The organism is Fimbriimonadaceae bacterium, from assembly GCA_019638795.1.
Classification (GTDB): domain Bacteria; phylum Armatimonadota; class Fimbriimonadia; order Fimbriimonadales; family Fimbriimonadaceae; genus JAHBTB01.
The window spans coordinates 558,391-577,059 of sequence record JAHBTB010000001.1; the positions used below are offsets into that span (position 1 = coordinate 558,391).

The window sequence follows — 18,669 nt, forward strand, 5'->3', positions numbered from 1 at the left end:
CCATGGGACCCCGCGAACGCCAGTCCGGCCAAAGGTTCTTGTTCTGGGGATTTGTCGTCGCCGTCATCGTGCTGGGTGCGCTCATTGTCGCGCCGTTTGTGCCTGCGTTGACTCTGGCGACCGTCCTCGCCGTTCTGCTGGCCCCTTGGCGAGACCGACTCCTGGCCAGGGGCAAATCGGTCACCGCGTCGTCGCTCGTCCCCGTCCTGCTTGCCACCGCCTTGGTGTTCACGCCGCTTGTCACCGCGGTCGGGGTGGCCGGTGCCCAGGCATTCGGCTACGTCCAGTCGCTCAGCGACGACCCTGCCGAGAGCGAGACGACACCGGTCCTCGACCGGATCGCCGCCGATATGGACCACACTCTGGCCCCGGTGTTCAAGCAGGTCGGGGCATCGAACTTCTCCGTCCAGGCCTGGCTTGCCGAGAACCGACCGCAACTCATCCAGACCGTCCGCGGCCCGGTGGTCGACGGGTTAGGCCGGTTCCTCAACGGAATCTTGCAAGTCGTCGTCGCGGTGATGACCGCATTCTTCGGCCTGCGCGACGGCAAAAACCTGGTCGGGCCGGTTTGCGAGTGCGTCCCCCTGCCCCCTGAGCAGACCCGGGAGATCCTCAACCGGACAGCCCAGACGATCCGGTCGGTCTTCGTCGGCGTCGTCGCGGTCGCGTTCGTCCAAGGGGCGTTGGCCGGGGTCGCCTATCTGGTCGCCGGCGTGCACGGCTGGTTGCTGTGGACCTTGGCCACGTGCTTCTTTGCCATGGTCCCCCTCTTGGGCCCGCCGATCGTCTACGTGCCCGTCGCCGCTTTCCTTGCCGTGCAGGGACGGGTCGGCCCCGCCGTCGGCGTCTTGGCGTGGGGGTTCCTCGTCGTCTCCAACATCGACAACTTTCTGCGCCCACTGATTGTAGGGGCCCAAACCAAGCTCCATCCCATGGCGATCTTCTTCGCCCTTGTCGGCGGGGTGCTGTTCATGGGGCCCAGTGGTCTGATGGCCGGTCCGGTGGTGCTCACTCTCCTCATCGGGCTCTCCGAGATAGTCCGTGAGGTCAAGTCGAACCAAACCCAGCCGGTAGACTCGCCCGCATGAGCCACGGCCCTCTGGCCCACATCAGCACGATCGTCAACGCCCGCTCCAAGCGCGTCTCCAGCTACGACCGTAGCGGCGGAAACGGAGACAACATTCAGGTTCCCGTCGGGGAGACCGCCGTCTTGGCGGACATCAAGGGCGCCGGGACGATCAAGCACATATGGATCACGATCGCCAGCAAGGACGAACTCCATCGCCGTAACCTCGTGTTGCGCATGTATTGGGACGGGCAGAGCCACCCGTCGGTGGAAGCCCCGATCGGGGAGTTCTTCGGCCAGGGCTGGGGTCTCAAGTACAACTTCGTGTCGTTGCCTCTGGCCGCCGCCCCGGCAGGCGGCAACGCCCTTGTCAGCTACTTCCCGATGCCGTTTGGCGACGGGGCCCGGGTGACGGTCGAGAACCAGGGCACCGAACCGGTCGACGCCTTCTACTACTACATCGACTACGAGGAGCATGAAACGACACCGGCCGACCAAGGCCGGTTCCACGCGTGGTACCACCAAGAGATGACCAGCCCGGAAAGCACGGCTGGCGACGTCGAGAACGAGTGGGAGATCTTCGACACCTTTGCCAAGAACCCCTCGGACAAGCACAACTACCTCTTCATGGAGGCGTCCGGGGCGGGGCACTTTGTCGGTGTCAACTACTACATCAACTGTCCGACACCGGTCTGGTACGGCGAGGGGGACGACATGTTCCTGGTCGACGGCGAGCCGTGGCCCGGCAGTGCCCACGGCACCGGCACCGAGGACTACTTCAACCAGTCGTGGTGCCCTGACGAGGTGTACCTCCACCCCTATTTCGGCACGGCCCGCGCCCCTGGCCGGGGTAACGACGACCCCCGATGCGGCTGGCTTGGGCGGACCCACGTCTACCGGTTCCACCTGGAAGACCCTGTCCGGTTCAAGAAGTCCTTGCGGGCGAGTATCGAGCACGGTCACGCCAACTGTCTGACCCTGGACTTGGCAAGCGTGGCGTATTGGTACCAGACCTTGCCTTCCGCACCGTTCCCGCCCCTACCGTCCGCCGAGGAACGCAAGCCGCGTCCGACCGTCGGGGCGGTGGACATGCACCGGTGGCGCGACTCTTGGCGGCGTGAGAAGGGCTCGGGCGAGCGCTACGGGAACGAGAAGTAAGGAGGGCAGGCCGGAGGGCCCCGGGCCCTCCGGCAGGTTCAGTCCGCGTATCGTCGCCTCCCCGCCGTAGAATCAAACCAGACATGGCATTCGCCTCGATCCCCGAAGCCCTGGAGATGGTCCGGGCGGGCAAGATGGTCGTCGTGGTCGACGACCCCGACCGCGAGAATGAAGGCGACCTCATCATGGCGGGCGAATTCTGCACGCCGGAGGCGATGAACTTCATGATCAGCCACGGGCGCGGCGTGCCCTTCGTCAGCACCACCCCTGAGCGCCTGGAGGCCCTCGGTGTGCCGATGATGACGAAGCAGAACACGGCCCGCCTCGGGACGGCTATGGCCGAGACCGCCGACGCACGGTTTGGCACGACGACCGGGGTCAGCGCCGGTGACCGGGCCAAGACGGTGGCGGTTTTCACCGATCCCAAAGCGACCTCCGAAGACTTGATGCGTCCCGGACACATGCTGGTCCTGCGCGCGGAGCGGGGCGGAGTGCTCCGCCGGGCCGGTCACACCGAGGCCTCCGTCGACCTTTGCCGGCTCGCCGGGTTACAACAGGTCGCGGTCGGAGTCGAGATCATCGGCGACGACGGAGAGATGTTACGCCTGGGCGGCGGGTTGGAGGCATACGCGGAAGCACACGGCCTCGCCATCATCACGATCGCCGACCTCATCGCGTTCCGTCGTCGCACCGAACGGTTAGTCCACCGGGTCGCCGGCCCGATCCACTTCCCCACCGTACACGGACAGTTCCAACTCTACGCCTACGAGACCGAGGTCGAACCTCACCCGTTCCTGGCGATCGTCAAGGGCATCCCGACTCCCGACGAACCCACATTGGTGCGTGTCCACAGCAGTTGCCTGACCGGTGACATCCTTGGCTCGCTCCGTTGCGATTGCGGCGACCAGTTGGCGATGGCCCTGGACATGATCGAGGCCGAAGGGCGGGGGGTGGTCCTCTACATCGCCCAAGAGGGTCGGGGCATCGGCATCGTCAACAAGCTCAAGGCGTACGAACTCCAGGACAAGGGGCTCGACACCGTCGAAGCCAATGTGGCCCTGGGATTCAAGCCCGACCTCCGCGACTACGGCTTGGGCTCACAGGTTCTGCTTGACCTCGGCGTACGCCAAATGCGCCTGATCTCGAACAACCCGGCCAAGCGGGCCGGGCTCCAAGGCTTCGGCCTCGAGATCGTCGAGACAGTCCCCATCGTCGCCCCGCCGACTCCCCACCGCGAGCGGTATCTCCGCACCAAGCGTGAGAAAATGGGTCACGACCTGCCGTAAAGTGCCCCTTTTCAGGGTCTACGGAACGTTTTGCCGCAGACTTGACATAAACTGGGGCATGCAAGCATTTGCACGCGTCCTTGCCGCCGCCTTGACCCTGGTGGTGGCCGCTACATCCTTCGCGTCGGGCGGGGAACTCGCGCCGGGTTCGAAGGCACCGTCGATCAGCGTCAAGAAGTGGGTCAAGGGCAAAGAGGTCACCTCGTTTGAGCCCGGCAAGACCTACGTCGTCGAGTTCTGGGCCACATGGTGCGGCCCCTGCATCCAAAGCATCCCGCACCTGACCGAGATCGCCCACAAGCATAAGGACGTCACCTTCCTTGGTGTCAGCATCTGGGAGGACGACAGCAAAGTCCAGGAGTTCGTCGACAAGATGGGCGACAAGATGGACTACAACGTCGCTTACGGTGGCAACAAGGAGGGCATGGCGGAGACCTGGATGGCCGCCGCCGGCCAGAACGGCATCCCCACCGCCTTCGTCGTGAAGGACGGTGTCGTCCGCTGGATCGGTCACCCGATGTCGCTGGAGAAGCCCCTGGACGAGATCCTTGCCGGCACCTTTGACGACGCCAAATTCGCCGCTGAGTTCAACAAGGCGGCGGAAGAAAGCCGCAAGGAAATGGCTGCCCGCAGGGCGGTCGCCGAAGCCGACAAGCTCCATGCCGCCGGGAAGGTCGCCGAAGCGAAAGCCGCCCTCGACAAAGCCGAAAAGGAGAACGGGAGCAGCGACGAGATCGACTTCACCCGGACCAAGTGGCTGGCCACGGACGACCCGAAGGCCTTCAAGGAAGCCGTCGACAAGATGGTCGCCGACAAGGACGAGGAGAAGCGCACCCGCGTTTTCATCCTTGCCCTCAACCTGAGCGAAGACAAGAAGTGTGAGAAGGCTGCCCGCGAGGCGATGACCGCCGGACTCAAGGCCAACAAGGACGACTTCATCGCCCACTACTACGGCTCCATGTTCTACTTCCAGCTTAAGGACGGCAAGGCCGGCCTGCCCGTCGTAAACCGTGCTCTGGAACTGATCGAGAAGACCGAGTACAAGGACAACGAGCAGTTGGTCAAGACGCTTAAGACGTGGAAGGAGAAGTTCGCTTCCATGTCTTCGGGCAACTAGGCCGATCCAAGCAAAAATAGGGCCGGACTCAATCATAGTCCGGCCCTGGAAAGGAGGAGTGCGGCACTCGCAGCCGCTTCTCGCGTTCACCGTCACTGTCTTCCCTGCTGGGGAGGGAGAACCACTTGTTGGAGAGGGTTCTCCGTCATTGTCCGCCAGGTCCGAGCCCAGCGCCATCAAGAGAGATCAAGAGTCGTTCTGCCCGTAAATCTGCGGACGGCCCCCGGACTCCCAGATTCCTCGTGTACAATTCCCCAGACCCGCCGCGCCTCTTCCTTGGCCCGTCGTGTCAAGGAACGGGATCTGCGCATGACCAAGTATATTTTCGTGACCGGCGGCGTAGTCAGCTCGATCGGCAAGGGTATCACGAGCGCCAGCCTGGGAAGGCTCTTGCGCAACCGGGGCTATACCGTCGCCCCGGTCAAGCTCGACCCCTACATCAACGTCGACGCGGGCACGATGAACCCGTTCCAACATGGTGAGGTGTTCGTCACCGACGACGGCACCGAAACCGACCTTGACCTCGGCCATTACGAGCGGTTCCTCGACGTCAGTTGTTCCAGCGCCAGCAGCGTCACGACCGGAAAGGTCTACCGAAACGTCATCGAGTCGGAGCGCAAGGGCGAGTACCTCGGCGCCACTGTCCAGGTCATCCCCCATGTCACCAACGAGATCAAGCGCCAGATCATCGACGCCGGTCGGCAACTGGAGGCCGATATCGTGCTGGTCGAGATCGGCGGCACGGTCGGCGACATCGAAAGCCTCCCCTTCATGGAGGCGATCCGCCAGATGCGCAAGGACTTTGGCAAGGAAAACACCTTGTTCGTCCATGTCACCCTGGTCCCCACCGTCGGCCCGTGGGGTGAGGTGAAGACCAAGCCGACCCAGCACAGCGTCATCAATCTCCGTGAGATCGGTATCTCACCGGACATCCTTGTGTGCCGGTGCGAAGACTCGATGGGTGACGACACCAAGGAAAAGATCTCGATGTTCTGCGACGTGCCCAAGGAGGCCGTCATCGAGAGCTTGAACGCTCCGACGATTTACGAAGTCCCCCTCATCTACGATAAGTTGGGCGTCGGCGAGCTTGTCCTTCAGCGCCTTGGTCTGGACCTGAAGCCCGCCGACAACCGTGAGTGGGAGTCCATTGTCGACGTCCTGAAGAACCCCCGGCAAAGCACCCGGGTCGCCGTCGTCGGCAAGTACACCCAGAACGGCGACGCCTATAAGTCGATCGCCGAGGCCCTGGTCCATGCCGGCATCCCCAACAACACCAAGGTCGACATCCACTGGATCTCCAGCGACACCCTCGAAGGCGAGGTCGACCTGGAAGAGACGTTCGCCGACGTCGACGGGGTGATCATCGCACCCGGGTTCGGCGACCGGGGCATCGAGGGCAAGATCCGCGCCCTGCGATTCGTCCGCGAGCAGGGCATCCCGTTCCTGGGCATCTGCCTGGGCCTTCAGATGGCCGTCATCGAGTTCGCCCGTAACGTAGTCGGCCTCGAAGGGGCCAACAGCACGGAGTTCAAAGAGAGGCACCCGACCGAGTACCCCGTCGTCCACTATCTGCCCGACCAAACAGACGGCACCGACAAGGGTGGGACGATGCGGCTGGGCAGCTACCCCTGCAACATCGCCAACGGCACCCTCGCCCACGAACTGTACGGTGCCTCACCCATCACCGACCGCCACCGCCATCGCTACGAAGTCAACAATGACTTCCGCGAGCTCCTCATCAAACACGGGATGGTCGTCAGCGGCGTCTCACCCGACTACCGCCTTGTCGAAATGATCGAACTACCCTCCCATCCGTTCTTCATCGCCACTCAGGCCCACCCAGAGTTCAAGAGCCGTCCCAACCGACCTCACCCGCTCTTCAAGGGCCTCGTCGCCGCGGCACTCAAGCGCCGCGCGAGGATTCTGGTCTGACCATGGGCCGACGTGAAAGGGCCGAGAAACTGGCGCGGGACAGCGACCAGTTCGACGCCTTCCGCCGCCGACTCGTGGGCCGCGTCCCCGCCGTCAGCGGTGAGGAACGGGCCGAATGGTTGGACCGGCTGACTGAAGTCTCCACGCAAGTCCTTGACGGAGCCCAGATCAAAATCCTCAAACCTGGTGCGGCGACCCGCCTGTTTGTCGTCGAGACCGCGTACCCCGCGGACGGCGAAAACCGCCCCTGGCACCTGGCCGAGAAGCTAGACCAAGTCTTCCGGGAGAGTCTGCCCGTGACCGTCGACAAGGAAATGTCCCTGGTCTGGAAAGACGGCAAGGCCAATGTGTGGGAGTTCGCCCTCGACCTTGGTGACGCGTACGTCACGGGCGCCGCGATCATCCGCGAGATCAGCGACCGGCCGGGTCGGTTTGACGGGCCGCGGCGGCGGGTCGGTGACCACAACGCCCCTAGGCATGTCGAAGGGCCGGCTCCGGACATCGACACTGACCGTCCGATGCCCGAACACCGCCGGCACGATCGGACACCCCAAGGAGACCGTCCTCGGCGACCCTATGGCGACCGGCCCCAGCGGCCGTGGCAAGACCGGGGTGGCGACGACCGTCCCCACCGTCCGTACGACGACCGTCCCCAACGCCCATACCAAAGCCGCGACCACGGTGACCGACCTCAACGGCCCTGGCAAGACCGGGGTGGCGAAGACCGACCCCATCGGCCCTGGCAAGACATTGGTGGCGACGACCGCCAGAAGCGTCCGTACCAACGGCGCGATGACTTCGACCGTCCTCAGCGGCCGTGGCAGGACAGGAGTGGCGACGATCGCCCGAAGCGACCTTACCAACGGCACGATGATGGCGACCGGCCCCAGCGGCCCTGGCAAGACCGGGGTAGCGACGACCGACCGAAGCGGCCGTACCAACGGCGCGAAGACGGCGACCGGCCCCAGCGGCCCTGGCAAGACCGGGGTGGTGACGACCGACCGAAGCGTCCGTATCAACGGCGCGACGACGGCGACCGGCCCCAGCGGCCCTGGCAAGACCGGGGTGGTGACGACCGACCGAAGCGGCCGTACCAACGGCGCGAAGACGGTGACCGGCCCCAGCGGCCCTGGCAAGACCGGGGTGGTGACGACCGCCCGAAGCGGCCGTACCAACGGCGCGATGATGGCGACCGGCCTCAGCAGCCCTGGCAAGACCGGGGAAGCGACGACCGCCCGAAAAAGCCGCGATGGGACGACCGCGGCGGCGACAAGCCGAGGAGCAGGAGCTTCAACCCTTCCGGTAAGTCTCACGGTCCATCTCGCGGACCTCAAGGGTCAGCGAGGCCAAGCCGCCCGCCAAAGAACGGGAAAAGTGGCCCGCCAAAACCTCATAGAGGCGGTCGGCCATTTGGCGGCGGAGGTCCAAAGGGCGGCCCGAAAGGACGCAAACGGTCAGATGGACAAAGCCGGGACTAGCCCCGCGGCCCATGGCCCAAGTGTCCCGAACGTGGGCGTACGCTTTCACCGCCTTGGGCTCGACGGTCTCCATGGCCCCCAAGGCGTCGGCTAGCTCGCGGAGAACGCTCGTCAAGTCGGCGACCTCGGGGAGTCCTTCGGTGACCTCCAACTGTAGGTGAGGCATGGTGAGGACAGGCTACCCAGACACAAAGCGGCCCGGCCGTCTAGGAGACGGCCGGGCCGTGTTGGTCAATGACCTGGCTCAGACCGACTTCTTGAAGCGGCGGCCGATCAGCGCGGCGGCGCCCATGCCCAAGATGGCGATCGAAGCAGGCTCGGGCACCGACTCCAGGGTGCCGACGAAGCTGCTGAAGGAGGTCAGGGACGGCTCATCGACGGAAAAGGCGAAGGTGCCGTCGCCAGCCAGACCGGCGTAGGCCCCGGTGCCTCCGATATACGTCCAATTGCCCGCGCCGGAGGTCGTGGAGCCGCTCGTCGTGATCCACTGGAGCGTGATGCCAAGGTCGATCTCGTCACCCAAGCTGTTGGAGATCACGGCTTGACCCGAGGTGGGCGGAGCGATGTTCGTGACGAAGTAGTCAACGTCGGTCAATGTGGGCATCGGAACCGAAGTCCACATAAACGTCGCCGTCTCGGTGAACTCAGCCAGCTCGGCGTAAGCCACTGTTCCCTGCGACTGGACGGCGATGTTGAACGCGTTGGCATAGACGGCCATGGCCCCGAAGGCGGCGATGGTGAATAAGCGAGTGAGTTTCAATATCCTCTCCTGGCGGCCCAGCAACGTTGCGAGGCACGCTTTGTGTTCTACCACCGTACGATTTGCAGGCCCAGCCCGATGTTCCTAGGCCCTTTTCGCAGATTCTGAGACCTCAAAATGAAGACCGCGCCGCTCTAATGAGCGGCGCGGCTTTGATTGTCGAGTCAACCGTCTGGCGAGGTCAGACTGACTTCTTCGAGCGGCGGCGGAGCAGGGCCACCGCGCCAAGGGAGAGCACACCCATGGACACCGGCTCAGGGACGGCGTCAAGGTTCCCCGAGAAGCTGGAGTAGGAAGAGTTCGTCGTCGTGTTGATCGTGAAGGCGAACGTGCCGTCACCAGCAAGACCTGCGTAGGCTCCCGTGCCGCCGGTGTAGAGCCAACTTCCCGAACCCGAGACCGTGGAAGCCGTGTTCGTGACCGAATCAAGAACCATCGTGTAGGTGACCGAGTCACCCAGCGCGTTGGTAAACGTACCGGTGCCAGCTTGGGGCGGGACGGCGTTCGTGATCGAGTAGTCGACGTCAGTGAAGGCCGGCAGGGCGACCGAGGTCGTTTGAAGGAGGACGATCTCGTCAAAATCGACGGTCGCCCCGTTGGTGACCTTGCCAGCCGACACGATGTCGATGGTGAAGGCCTGCGCCGCCACCGCCGAAACGGCGAAGATGGCGAGGGCGGAAATCTTGGTGATGTTCTTCATAGCTCTCCAGGGTCAGACAAACCGCCACGGTGCGGTTCTGCCCTCAGTCTAGCCTAGGAATCTTGCGGGGGCAAGGACTTTCCCAGGGGGAAGGGCACAATCTACGAACTCTTGACATGTAATCGGCCTGGCCCGGTGGTCAATGCCACAGTGCCGTGGCCGGGACAGCCTCCCATTTGCCCTGCCCGACCTTCCACTCAAGCTTCAACTCTTGGCCACCGGTCCGGTTGAAATAGTGGACCTCGATGCGGTGGGTGCCCTTGGCGAGGGCGACCAGCCCCGTCTTGGCGACCACACCGTGCAGCCCGTCATTGTCAACGACGGTCTCGCCGTCAATGACCAATCGAGACCCGTCGTCCGAGGTGAGCCGGAACATGAACGCGCCGGAGACGGGGGCGACCAGCTTGCCAAAGAAGCGGACCGCCACGTTCTCCCGTTTGCCGATACTGGCCAGGTCGACGGCTTTGACCGTCGAGCCACTTGAGAAATGCAACTTCGAGAAGTCCGGCACCGCCGAGAAGTCCCCGTCGAAAACGTCGGCGAAGAGCCCATGTTCTTTCGGCGACTCCGCCAGGGCCGGCTTCTCGACGAGCTTCCGGAAACTCACCCGTGTGGTCGGCGTGATGCGGTCAGTCTGCTTGCCGACGCCATAACCCCAGACGCTGCCTGTCGCGGTCAAGGTGATTTCCTGCCCGGGCTTGACGCGGTACGGGGCCGAGGTGTGGCCGTCCTGCCCTTCGACAAACAGCAAATAGTGGTCGACGGCTGGGTCGGAGCCGGTCACCTTGACGGTCGTCTTGTCGACGAACCCAGGTTCAGCGACGACAAGTTTGGGTGCGTGGTGCACGGCCAAGCGACCTTCGACGGTCAGTTCGACGACCGGCAAGAGTGAGTCACCCGGCTTGGCGGGCAGCACCAAGGTCTTGTCGTTGGAATCTTCGACGGTCTTGACCTGCACCCGGCCGCCACCCAGGACGCGGGCGGAAGCGACCCGGTTGTCCATGCCGGAGAGGCGGAGCTTGCCGTCGGCAGGCCAGTCGAACACATGCAAGTACAGCTTGTCCCCGTTGCGGGTGACCCTTCCAAACGGCACCTTCCCAAACGGAGAGGCCTCGGTACCGTGGATGGCGTCACCGTTGACCTTCATCCACTTGGCAAGGTCATGCATCCGGTCGATCGAACCTTGCGGCCACGTGCCGTCGGGCTTGGGGCCGATGTTCAGGAGAAGGTTGCCACCTTTACTGGCGATGTCGGCGAGCATCTCGACGAGTTGCCTCGACGACTTGAAGTTCTTGTCCTCTCGGTTGTAGCCCCAGTGGTCGTTCATCGTGATGCACGACTCCCAATCGACACCGGGAATGCCTTCGGCGGGAACCTCCTGTTCGGGTGTCCCGTAGTCCCCGGCGAACTTGGCGTCGGACATGCCGCCCATTCCGCCGCGGCCGACGTCGACCCGGTTGTTGACGATGACGTTGGGCTGGAGCTTACGGCACAAGTCATAGAGGGCCTGGCCGTACGTGTGGTTCCAGGTGGGCTCCCATTCGCCGTCGAACCAGACGATGCCGAGGTCACCGTAGTTGGTGAGGATCTCGGTGACCTGGCCTCGCAGGTATTTCACGAACCGGCTGAAGTCCGCCCCCTGGGTCGGACGGTCGGTCTCCCACTCCCGCCGCGGCAGGTAGTCCGGGTGGTGCCAGTCCATGATCGAGTGGTACAGGCACATCTTCAGCCCGTGCCGCCGGCACGCGTCCGCGAGTTGCTTGACAATGTCCTTGTGGTAGGGCGTGCTCATCACGTCCCAGTCGGTCAATTTGCTGTCGAAGAGGCAGAACCCGTCGTGGTGTTTGCTGGTCAGCACGATGTACTTCATGCCCGCGGCCTTGGCCATCTCGCACCAAGCGTCCGGGTCGAACTTGACCGGGTTGAAATCGCCCAAGAGCTTCTCGTACTCCTTGAGGGGGATATGTGCAGTGGTACGGATCCACTCGGCATGGCCCTTGCTGCCCTTCCATTCACCCTCTAACGTCGAGTAGAGACCCCAGTGGATGAACAGCCCAAACCGGGCCTCCTTGAACCAAGCCATGCGCTTGGCCTTTTGGGCCGGAGTCTCGGCAGGCAGACTCGCCGGGACGGAAGGAGACACCAACAAAGCGGCGGCCAAGGCGAGAGTGGTCATCAGGGAGCCTCGTACACTTCGATTTTAGACAAACAGACCGGGCCCTTTGCCTGGTTGAAGGTCACACGCAAACCGTCGCCGCGCACACCCTTCAGATCAAGCAGCCGTCGGTGGCCGACTGTCGTCTGCACCTCCACCGCCTTCCACGTCCCGCCGTCGCGGACTTCGACCATGAACTGTTGGACACGCTGGCCCAGTTCAATGTGTTCACGGAGGTCGAGCACGCCGAGGTGGTGCGGGCGGCCCCAGGTCAGGGTGACGGTCGGCCTAGCGTCGCCGTCGGCGGGCACCCAATACTTGCCTGTCTTGGACATGGCGTTCCGGGCGGCGAACGGCCGGCCCCGCTCCGAACTCGCCGACACCTTGGCGGACTTGGCGAGCGGGTTGGCGAACGTCCGGTCTCTCAAAGCCTTGAAATCCATCAGTGCCTTTTGGTCCACGGCAGAAATCAGGCCGTCCGAATTGGCCGGGACATTGAGGAGCAGCGAACTGTTCTGACCTTCGCTGCGCATGTAGAGGTCCATCAGGGTCGCACCCGACTTGACTGTGTCGTCCTCACTGGCCCGCCAGAACCACCCGCGTCGGATGCTGACGTCGCACTCGGCCGGCACCCAATGGGTACCGTCCTCGTGGCCCTGGGTGAGTTGCTTCCACTTGGGGTCGCCGGGGACAAACTTGTCGCGGTCCAGGGTCGCCCAACAGGTCGGGTCGCTGTGCCCTGCCTCGTTGCCGACCCACCGGATGTCGGGCCCGGCGTCGCTGAAGACCACCGCCCCCGGCTGGAGCTTGCGGACGACTTCGATGAACCCCGGCCAGTCGTACACCTGCTTCTTTCCGTTCGGCCCCTCGCCGTTCGCACCGTCGAACCAGACTTCGAACGTCTTGCCGTAGTTGCCCAGCACCTCGCGGAGCATGTTCTTGAACGTCTCGTTGTAGGCCGACGTCCCGTAGGTGGGGTGGTTGCGGTCCCACGGCGACAGGTAGACGCCGAACCCCAGGCCAAACTCCCGGCATGCTTGGCTGAGCTCCTTCAAGACGTCGCCCTTGCCGCCCTTCCAATTCGACTCGCGCACGGTGTGGGTCGAATACTTGCTCGGCCACAGGCAGAAGCCGTCGTGATGTTTGGCGGTGATGATGACGCCGGTCATTCCCGCGTCCTTAAACACCTTGCACCACTGGCGGCAATCCAGGTGCTTGGGGTCGAAGACCTCGGTCTTCTCTTTGCCGCTTCCCCACTCTTGGCCGGTGAAGGTGTTTGGCCCGAAGTGGACGAAGGCGTAGTACTCCTTCTTGTGCCAGGCCAATTGCCGGGGGCTGGGCAGGGCCCCGACGGGGGCGGGTGGCGTGTCGGTAGGCAACATCGCCAAGGCGGCCAAGGGGAGAAGCATGCTCCGATTATGGAACAGGGCCCCGTACCGCCGCCTTCAGACATAGTCGCGCCCCTCGCCCCGCAGGACGAGGGGCGCCAAATCGGTCAGCCGACGGTGCCTTCCGCGAACCACAGGGCCAGTTCGCGCGCGGCGGCGTCCGGGTCGCTGGAACTGTGGGTCAGGTTGTCGTCGATCGTCAGGGCAAAGTCACCGCGGACGGTGCCCGGCGCGGCCTCCAGAGGGTTGGTCGCGCCCATCATGGCCCGGATGGCCTTCACCGCGTTTGTGCCCTTGACCGCCATCGCGACGACCGGTCCGCTGCACAAATAGTCCACCACCGCGCCGAAAAACGGCCGTTCGCGGTGCTCGGCATAGTGTTCCTCGACCGTCGACCGCTCGGCGTTGATGAGCTTGAGCCCGACGACTTTGAGGTCACGGGCCTCGATGCGACGGGTGATCTCACCGATCAGGTTCCGGTTCACGCCGCCCGGCTTGATGAGGACGAGGGTTGTCTCAGACATATTGCGGAGAACTGTACCGGAGCCGGTCGGACGCCCACGGCCCTCTGTCCTCCGGCACCTTTCGCCTCGCCTACTCGGTGTCTTCGCGTGGCGCGAATTCCTTTACCGAGAACCACCAGCTCGCCAAGGCGAGCAGACCCACGGCCGAGACAGCGAGGACAGCCCAGGCCACCGCCGGTTTGACGTCGACGGCGGTGACCGTCTGGACGGCCTGCGCGATGGGGTCCAAGTCGGGGGCCTCTTTGGGGTCGGGCAGGAGACGGCTCATGTGGGTGTGGAAGGAAAGCGCCGCCATGCCCGGCATGTTGGGGACGAACGTCTCCCAGCCGAAGGCGAACAACAGGCACCAGACCAGAGCGCGGTTCACGAGCAGGCTGAACATCACGAACAACGAGCAATAGGCGGCGGCCCCGACGAGGGCGATCGCCAGATCGGGGAGGAAGGTGCCGCCCAGGCCGCCACGGACGCCAAACGCCACGCACACCGAGACCATGACGGTCACCACGCCCGAAGCGGTTACCGCCGCCAACGACCGACCGACCAAAGTCACCGGCCGGGGCACCGCCCGGGTGAGCCAGTAGATGATCGTCTTCTGCTCCACCTCCTGGCTGACCACCATCGGCGCGAAAATCGCCGCGGCCAGGGCGACAAGCCGGAAAACCACGTTGCTTGTCGCGACGCCATAGGCGACGTCGGCGGGCATGCCCCCCGACATGCCGGTCCAGACCCGGCAGAGCAATCCGACGACGACGGAGACCAGGCCCCACACCACCAGCCTCCCGGGCCGAAGGAAATCCTTGAGCGTGCTGGTGTAAACGACGCCGAGCATGGACTTAGGCCTCCACCAGATACCGGAACACGGAGTCCAGGTTGTTGTCGGGGCTCTCAAAGCCGTAAAGGTCAATGCCTTCCTCCAGCACCATGGCGGGAAGGGCGTCGTAGAAGGCGTCGGGCAGCCGGGTCTGGATCTCCACCGAGCCACCGGTCTCGTCAATCTGCAGGCTCAAGACGGCTGGCAGGTCGGCAAGCCGCGACGCCAGTCGACGCGGGGCGTTGGTGTGCAAGGTGATGCGGTGGGGGTGCCGGTCGATCAGGTCGCGGATGACCTGCAGGTCGCCGCCGGCAAGCAACCGGCCCCGGTGCAGTACCAGGATCGACCGGGTCATCTGCTCCACCTCAAACAGGATGTGGCTGCTGACGAGCACCGACTTGCCCCGGGCGGCCAGCCGACGGAGGACTTCCATGAACTCGCGGCGCCCCACCGGATCCAGGCCATTGAGCGGCTCGTCCAAGAGGAGGATGTCGGGGTCATGGAGCATCGCCTGGGCCAGCTTGATCCTTTGGCGCATGCCCTTGCTGTAGCCCTTGAGCGAACGGTCGGCCCGGTCGGCCATGCCGACTTCGTGAAGACTCTCCTCAGTGCGCCGCTTCGCTTCGGCTGTCGCGATCCCCATGAGCCGGGCCATGCGGAAGACGAACTCCCGACCTGAAAGATGCTCAGGGAAGCTGTCGATGTCCGGACAATAGCCCAGCCGCCGGAACACTTCGACGTTGGCGAAGGGGTCCATGCCCAGCACCTTGACCTCGCCGGTGGTCGGTCGCAACTGCCCGGTCACAAGGCGCATCAACGTCGTCTTGCCCGCGCCGTTTTGCCCGAGCATCGCGGTGACGCCGGGCCCGACGGTCGTCGTCACGTCGTTGAGCCCGATGACCTGGCCATACCACCGCGAGGCGTTGAGCAGTTCGATCACCGGACCACCTCCACCGCCCGGACCCGGCTCCAAGCGATGCTCAGGGCGAGGGCGGCGACACCGACAAGCAGTGGCAACACCAACAACAACTGCGGGCGGGTGACGACATGCTCCATCCGGCGGTTGACGACCCAGAAGGGCGACCCGTCGGTGCCCCACACCACCTTGGCGAGCCCGTACGGGAGGCCGTCAAAGGACAAGTAGGAGATCTGGTCGGCCAGAGGCTTGACCGTCTCGGGCAGCCGGTCCCATTTTCCTAGGCCGGACAAGAGAAACACGAAGAACTTGATGATGAAGTAGAAGCCCGCATAGACCGCCCCGGCGACCCGGCCGTTGTTGGCCAATGAACTGAACCCGACGAGCAGGGACGCCTGGAACCCCGCCGCGAGCGGCAAGATCAAGAAGAGTTTGGGGATCATCCAGGGGTCGTCGGTGAGGAAACCGTGGTTCCGCCAGTTCAAGGCCCCGTAGAGGACAAACAGCAGGGTCGGTATCGCCATCGAGAGGAACAGGGGGACGGCGAGGCCGACGAACTTGCCGACCAAGTAGTCGGTCTTCGTCGTCGGCTTGCTCAGATAGACCAGAAGGGCGTTGGTGCGGTTGTCGTTGGCGATGCAACCAGCCCCCAGGACGAGTCCGAGGGCCATCCACATCATCTGGCCGGCCCCGAGGCCGTTGAGGAGCAGGTCGTGCCAGACGATCTGGCTAAAGAACTGCTTCACCATCTGGGGCGGCATAAAGTCGACGACCTGGTCCATGAAGTACATGAGGGCCGTCATGATCAGGTAGTACCAAGACGCGACGCCGGTGAGGATCCAAAACGGCTTGCTGCGGAGCGACCGGCGCACGGCGTCGCGGGCGATCACCACCCACCGCTTGTGCGGGCTCTCAAGCTCACCCTCGTAGTTGCGGTAGCTCAGGTCGGCGATGGGCGTGTGGTCAACCATCGATGGCCTCCAAGAAGGCGTCTTCGAGCGATTTTTGGGCGACCGCCATCCGCCGCACTTGCGAGTTGCTCGTCTGGGCGGCGCGGAAGACTTGGCGCGCCACCTCCGCCGGGGTCCCCGACCCCTGAAGGCGGTAGGTATTGCGGTCTTCGGCGACGAGGGCGAGACCCTCGGTGTGGGCGGCCATGACAAAACTGTGCGACGGGGCCCGTAGCTCCACGTCCATGGGCTGGCCCGGAATGCTCTTCAGGTCACGCATCGAGCCCTGGGCCCGGAGTCGACCGCCAAGCAAGACCACGACTTGGTCGCATGTCCGCTCGATGTCCTTGAGCAGGTGGCTACAGACCAAGACGCTCAGGCCCTTGCCGTGGCTGACCGAACGGACCAGGTCGAGCATATCGTCGCGCCCCCGCGGGTCTAACCCGTTGGTTGGTTCGTCGAGGAGCAACAGTTTGGGGCCGTGGACCAACGCCTGGGCGAACTTGATCCGTTGCTTCATGCCGGTCGAATAGGTTTCAACTTGTCGGTACCGGGCTTCGCCCAGGCCGCAGTACTCCAGGACCTCGTGGGCCCGCCGAAGGGACTGGCTCTGGGGGAGCCCGGCCAGTTCGCCGACATAGGCGACGAACTCGACCGCCGTCATACCGGGAATGTGGCAGTCCTGTTCGGGCATGTACCCGACCAATTGGCGGATTCGCGGGCCGTCCTTGACGATGTCTTGGCCGAAGACCGTCCCACCGCCGCCCGCCGGGTCGACCAAACCGAGCATTGTCTTCAGGAAGGTCGTCTTCCCTGCCCCGTTCGGCCCAAGCAAGCCCGTGGCCCCTTCCTGCAACCGGCACGTGAACTCCTGCAGGGCGGTGAAGCTGCCGTACCGCACGGTGAGGCCTCGGATGTCGGCAATGTCCACGGGTTGGGGGCTTCTACCGAGTCAAGGCCCGCTTGGCTTCGCGGCTGGGACTTTGGACGGTGGGAAAGCTAGGGCTCGCTGTCGCCCTGGACTGCTTCCGGGTGCCCTCGGAAGGTGTCAGGCCAGGCGTGGTCGTCCTTACCCTCCTCAAAGAGCCAAGTCTTGTTGAAGGCGATCTTCTCATCGGCAGTGTGCCGGACCTCATGAAGCCCCGCCAAGTACACCGTGTTCTTGCCAAACCGTTTGTTCATGGCGTCCACCGCATGCCCCAAGTTGGATCCGGCCACGGTGTCTTCAAACAGGGACGGCGTCACCTCGGGGCCGGGCCGTAGGCCGGTGAAGGTCACCCCGACCTGGAGCGGCTTCGAAAAGTCGCGACCTTCCCACAGTTCAAGCAACCTCTTCTGAACGGTGATCGCGTCCTGGGTCGGCGCCAGGCGGCTCTCCGCGTGCCAGGACTCGCGGCCTTGGACGTACATGCTCACCCGGGTCGCCCACAGTTTGTTCTGCCTCAGCCGGGCGCATGCCTTGTGGGTCAGGCGCAGGAGCACCGACCGGGCCCCGGCGTCGGTGCGGAGGTCGGGAGGAAGGACATGGGAGTGGCCCAGGCTCTTGTTGGAGTCGCTCACGTAGTCGAGGTCGAAACCCCGAAGCAAATACCACCAAGACTCCGAGGCAGGACCACCGAACGCACGGACGATCTCTTCCTTGGACGCGTCGACCAAGTCGTCGGACTTGAACATCCCCGCCGCCATCAGCCGGGCTTCCATGCGCTTGTTGATCCCGGGGAACTCGGTGAGCGGCATGCCGCGCAGCTTGTCGGGAAGGTCTTTCTCCTCCAGGACGACGAGGCCGTCTGGCTTCATCATGTCGGTCGCCAACTTGGCGAGAAAGGCGTTAGGGGCGACGCCCACGCTGGCCGTGACCCAAGGAGAGACCTGTTCACGCAAGACCTCTTTCATCCGCAAGGCCAGCTTTCGGGCATTGGCGGGCTCCCGCTCCTCGCCCAACAGTCGGAACCGCATCTCGTCGATACTGCAAACCCGGTCGATGGGCAGCACGTCGCCGAGGACCTGTAGCACCCGCTTGTGGTAGTGGACGTAGAGTGGCGGCGTCGCGTGGACAAAGGTGATCTCGGGGCACATCCGGCGGGCTTCGCCGGTCTTCGTCCCTGTCTTGACCCCAAACTTCTTCGCTTCGTAGCTGGCGGCGATGACGGTGCCGTTCTCGCCACGGGTCGGTGCGACCGCGATCGGTTTGCCGCGGTACTCGGGATGCTCGGCCTGCTCGACCGAAGCAAAGTAACTGTTCAGGTCGAGGAACAGCCATCGCAACGGCTTCTCACCGGTGAGCGACCCTAGAAAGCGCGTCTGGCCCATCCAACCCTATTATAGGTAGACGTTTGGTGATGTCGGCGGGCCGTTAGCAACCAGGCTGGCCCAGATTCCAGTATTGTTTGAGCCAATGGCCGACCAACCGGAACCGATGACAATCTCT

17 protein-coding genes are annotated in these 18,669 nt (G+C 64.1%); 5 read left to right on the forward strand and 12 right to left on the reverse strand.

The window, feature by feature from the left end:
- Window positions 1-2 precede the first annotated feature (2 nt).
- The 5 genes from KF857_02725 to KF857_02745 all read left to right on the forward strand — a co-directional run bounded on the left by KF857_02725 (window position 3) and on the right by KF857_02745 (window position 6,559).
- Window positions 3-1,088, forward strand: a complete 1,086-nt coding sequence (locus KF857_02725) for an AI-2E family transporter (GenBank protein MBX3110898.1) — start codon at window positions 3-5, stop codon at window positions 1,086-1,088.
- Complete coding sequence (locus tag KF857_02730) at window positions 1,085-2,224, forward strand: DUF2961 domain-containing protein (protein MBX3110899.1); 1,140 nt, start codon at window positions 1,085-1,087, stop codon at window positions 2,222-2,224. Before KF857_02725 ends, KF857_02730 begins: the two co-directional genes overlap by 4 nt.
- Before the next feature lie 83 nt (window positions 2,225-2,307).
- Complete coding sequence (ribA, locus tag KF857_02735) at window positions 2,308-3,510, forward strand: GTP cyclohydrolase II (protein MBX3110900.1); 1,203 nt, start codon at window positions 2,308-2,310, stop codon at window positions 3,508-3,510.
- A gap of 58 nt (window positions 3,511-3,568) precedes the next feature.
- Window positions 3,569-4,627, forward strand: a complete 1,059-nt coding sequence (locus KF857_02740; GenBank protein ID MBX3110901.1) for a redoxin family protein — start codon at window positions 3,569-3,571, stop codon at window positions 4,625-4,627.
- A 309-nt stretch (window positions 4,628-4,936) separates the two neighbouring features.
- Window positions 4,937-6,559: a CTP synthase gene (locus KF857_02745; protein ID MBX3110902.1), complete on the forward strand. Its 1,623-nt coding sequence runs from the start codon at window positions 4,937-4,939 to the stop codon at window positions 6,557-6,559.
- A gap of 266 nt (window positions 6,560-6,825) precedes the next feature.
- Here the strand turns inward: KF857_02745 and KF857_02750 are convergent, their stop codons facing one another.
- The 12 genes from KF857_02750 to KF857_02805 form a co-directional block, all read right to left on the reverse strand.
- Window positions 6,826-7,734 (reverse strand): hypothetical protein, encoded by a 909-nt coding sequence (locus KF857_02750; protein ID MBX3110903.1) that lies wholly within the window; start codon window positions 7,732-7,734, stop codon window positions 6,826-6,828.
- Window positions 7,735-7,849: 115 nt separating this feature from the next.
- The gene (locus tag KF857_02755) at window positions 7,850-8,203 is read right to left on the reverse strand and encodes a hypothetical protein (GenBank protein MBX3110904.1); all 354 of its coding nucleotides are present in this window, start codon (window positions 8,201-8,203) and stop codon (window positions 7,850-7,852) included.
- A gap of 78 nt (window positions 8,204-8,281) precedes the next feature.
- Window positions 8,282-8,797: a PEP-CTERM sorting domain-containing protein gene (locus KF857_02760; protein MBX3110905.1), complete on the reverse strand. Its 516-nt coding sequence runs from the start codon at window positions 8,795-8,797 to the stop codon at window positions 8,282-8,284.
- Between the two features lie 181 nt (window positions 8,798-8,978).
- The gene (locus KF857_02765) at window positions 8,979-9,497 is read right to left on the reverse strand and encodes a PEP-CTERM sorting domain-containing protein (protein MBX3110906.1); all 519 of its coding nucleotides are present in this window, start codon (window positions 9,495-9,497) and stop codon (window positions 8,979-8,981) included.
- Window positions 9,498-9,636: 139 nt separating this feature from the next.
- Window positions 9,637-11,673, reverse strand: a complete 2,037-nt coding sequence (locus KF857_02770; GenBank protein ID MBX3110907.1) for an alpha-L-fucosidase — start codon at window positions 11,671-11,673, stop codon at window positions 9,637-9,639.
- Window positions 11,673-13,061, reverse strand: coding sequence for an alpha-L-fucosidase (locus tag KF857_02775; protein MBX3110908.1), 1,389 nt, complete (start codon window positions 13,059-13,061; stop codon window positions 11,673-11,675). The genes KF857_02770 and KF857_02775 overlap by 1 nt, the downstream gene beginning before the upstream one ends.
- Before the next feature lie 86 nt (window positions 13,062-13,147).
- The gene (gene ndk / locus KF857_02780; protein MBX3110909.1) at window positions 13,148-13,564 is read right to left on the reverse strand and encodes a nucleoside-diphosphate kinase; all 417 of its coding nucleotides are present in this window, start codon (window positions 13,562-13,564) and stop codon (window positions 13,148-13,150) included.
- 70 nt (window positions 13,565-13,634) lie between these two features.
- Window positions 13,635-14,393, reverse strand: a complete 759-nt coding sequence (locus KF857_02785; protein ID MBX3110910.1) for a hypothetical protein — start codon at window positions 14,391-14,393, stop codon at window positions 13,635-13,637.
- A 4-nt stretch (window positions 14,394-14,397) separates the two neighbouring features.
- The gene (locus tag KF857_02790; protein ID MBX3110911.1) at window positions 14,398-15,315 is read right to left on the reverse strand and encodes an ABC transporter ATP-binding protein; all 918 of its coding nucleotides are present in this window, start codon (window positions 15,313-15,315) and stop codon (window positions 14,398-14,400) included.
- Complete coding sequence (locus KF857_02795) at window positions 15,312-16,262, reverse strand: ABC transporter permease subunit (protein ID MBX3110912.1); 951 nt, start codon at window positions 16,260-16,262, stop codon at window positions 15,312-15,314. Before KF857_02795 ends, KF857_02790 begins: the two co-directional genes overlap by 4 nt.
- Window positions 16,255-17,172, reverse strand: a complete 918-nt coding sequence (locus tag KF857_02800) for an ABC transporter ATP-binding protein (GenBank protein MBX3110913.1) — start codon at window positions 17,170-17,172, stop codon at window positions 16,255-16,257. The genes KF857_02795 and KF857_02800 overlap by 8 nt, the downstream gene beginning before the upstream one ends.
- Before the next feature lie 68 nt (window positions 17,173-17,240).
- A complete protein-coding gene (locus KF857_02805) occupies window positions 17,241-18,551 on the reverse strand; it encodes a hypothetical protein (GenBank protein ID MBX3110914.1) in 1,311 nt (436 codons plus the stop codon).
- Window positions 18,552-18,669 lie beyond the last annotated feature (118 nt).

Bases quoted from the DNA above. Each gene is read 5' to 3' on its own strand.
- KF857_02725 (MBX3110898.1), top strand. From the start codon at position 3: ATGGGACCCCGCGAACGCCAGTCCGGCCAAAGGTTCTTGTTCTGGGGA.
- KF857_02730 (MBX3110899.1), top strand. From the start codon at position 1,085: ATGAGCCACGGCCCTCTGGCCCACATCAGCACGATCGTCAACGCCCGC.
- ribA (MBX3110900.1), top strand. From the start codon at position 2,308: ATGGCATTCGCCTCGATCCCCGAAGCCCTGGAGATGGTCCGGGCGGGC.
- KF857_02740 (MBX3110901.1), top strand. From the start codon at position 3,569: ATGCAAGCATTTGCACGCGTCCTTGCCGCCGCCTTGACCCTGGTGGTG.
- KF857_02745 (MBX3110902.1), top strand. From the start codon at position 4,937: ATGACCAAGTATATTTTCGTGACCGGCGGCGTAGTCAGCTCGATCGGC.
- KF857_02755 (MBX3110904.1), bottom strand. From the start codon at position 8,203: ATGCCTCACCTACAGTTGGAGGTCACCGAAGGACTCCCCGAGGTCGCC.
- KF857_02765 (MBX3110906.1), bottom strand. From the start codon at position 9,497: ATGAAGAACATCACCAAGATTTCCGCCCTCGCCATCTTCGCCGTTTCG.
- KF857_02770 (MBX3110907.1), bottom strand. From the start codon at position 11,673: ATGACCACTCTCGCCTTGGCCGCCGCTTTGTTGGTGTCTCCTTCCGTC.
- KF857_02775 (MBX3110908.1), bottom strand. From the start codon at position 13,061: ATGCTTCTCCCCTTGGCCGCCTTGGCGATGTTGCCTACCGACACGCCA.
- ndk (MBX3110909.1), bottom strand. From the start codon at position 13,564: ATGTCTGAGACAACCCTCGTCCTCATCAAGCCGGGCGGCGTGAACCGG.
- KF857_02785 (MBX3110910.1), bottom strand. From the start codon at position 14,393: ATGCTCGGCGTCGTTTACACCAGCACGCTCAAGGATTTCCTTCGGCCC.
- KF857_02795 (MBX3110912.1), bottom strand. From the start codon at position 16,262: ATGGTTGACCACACGCCCATCGCCGACCTGAGCTACCGCAACTACGAG.
- KF857_02805 (MBX3110914.1), bottom strand. From the start codon at position 18,551: ATGGGCCAGACGCGCTTTCTAGGGTCGCTCACCGGTGAGAAGCCGTTG.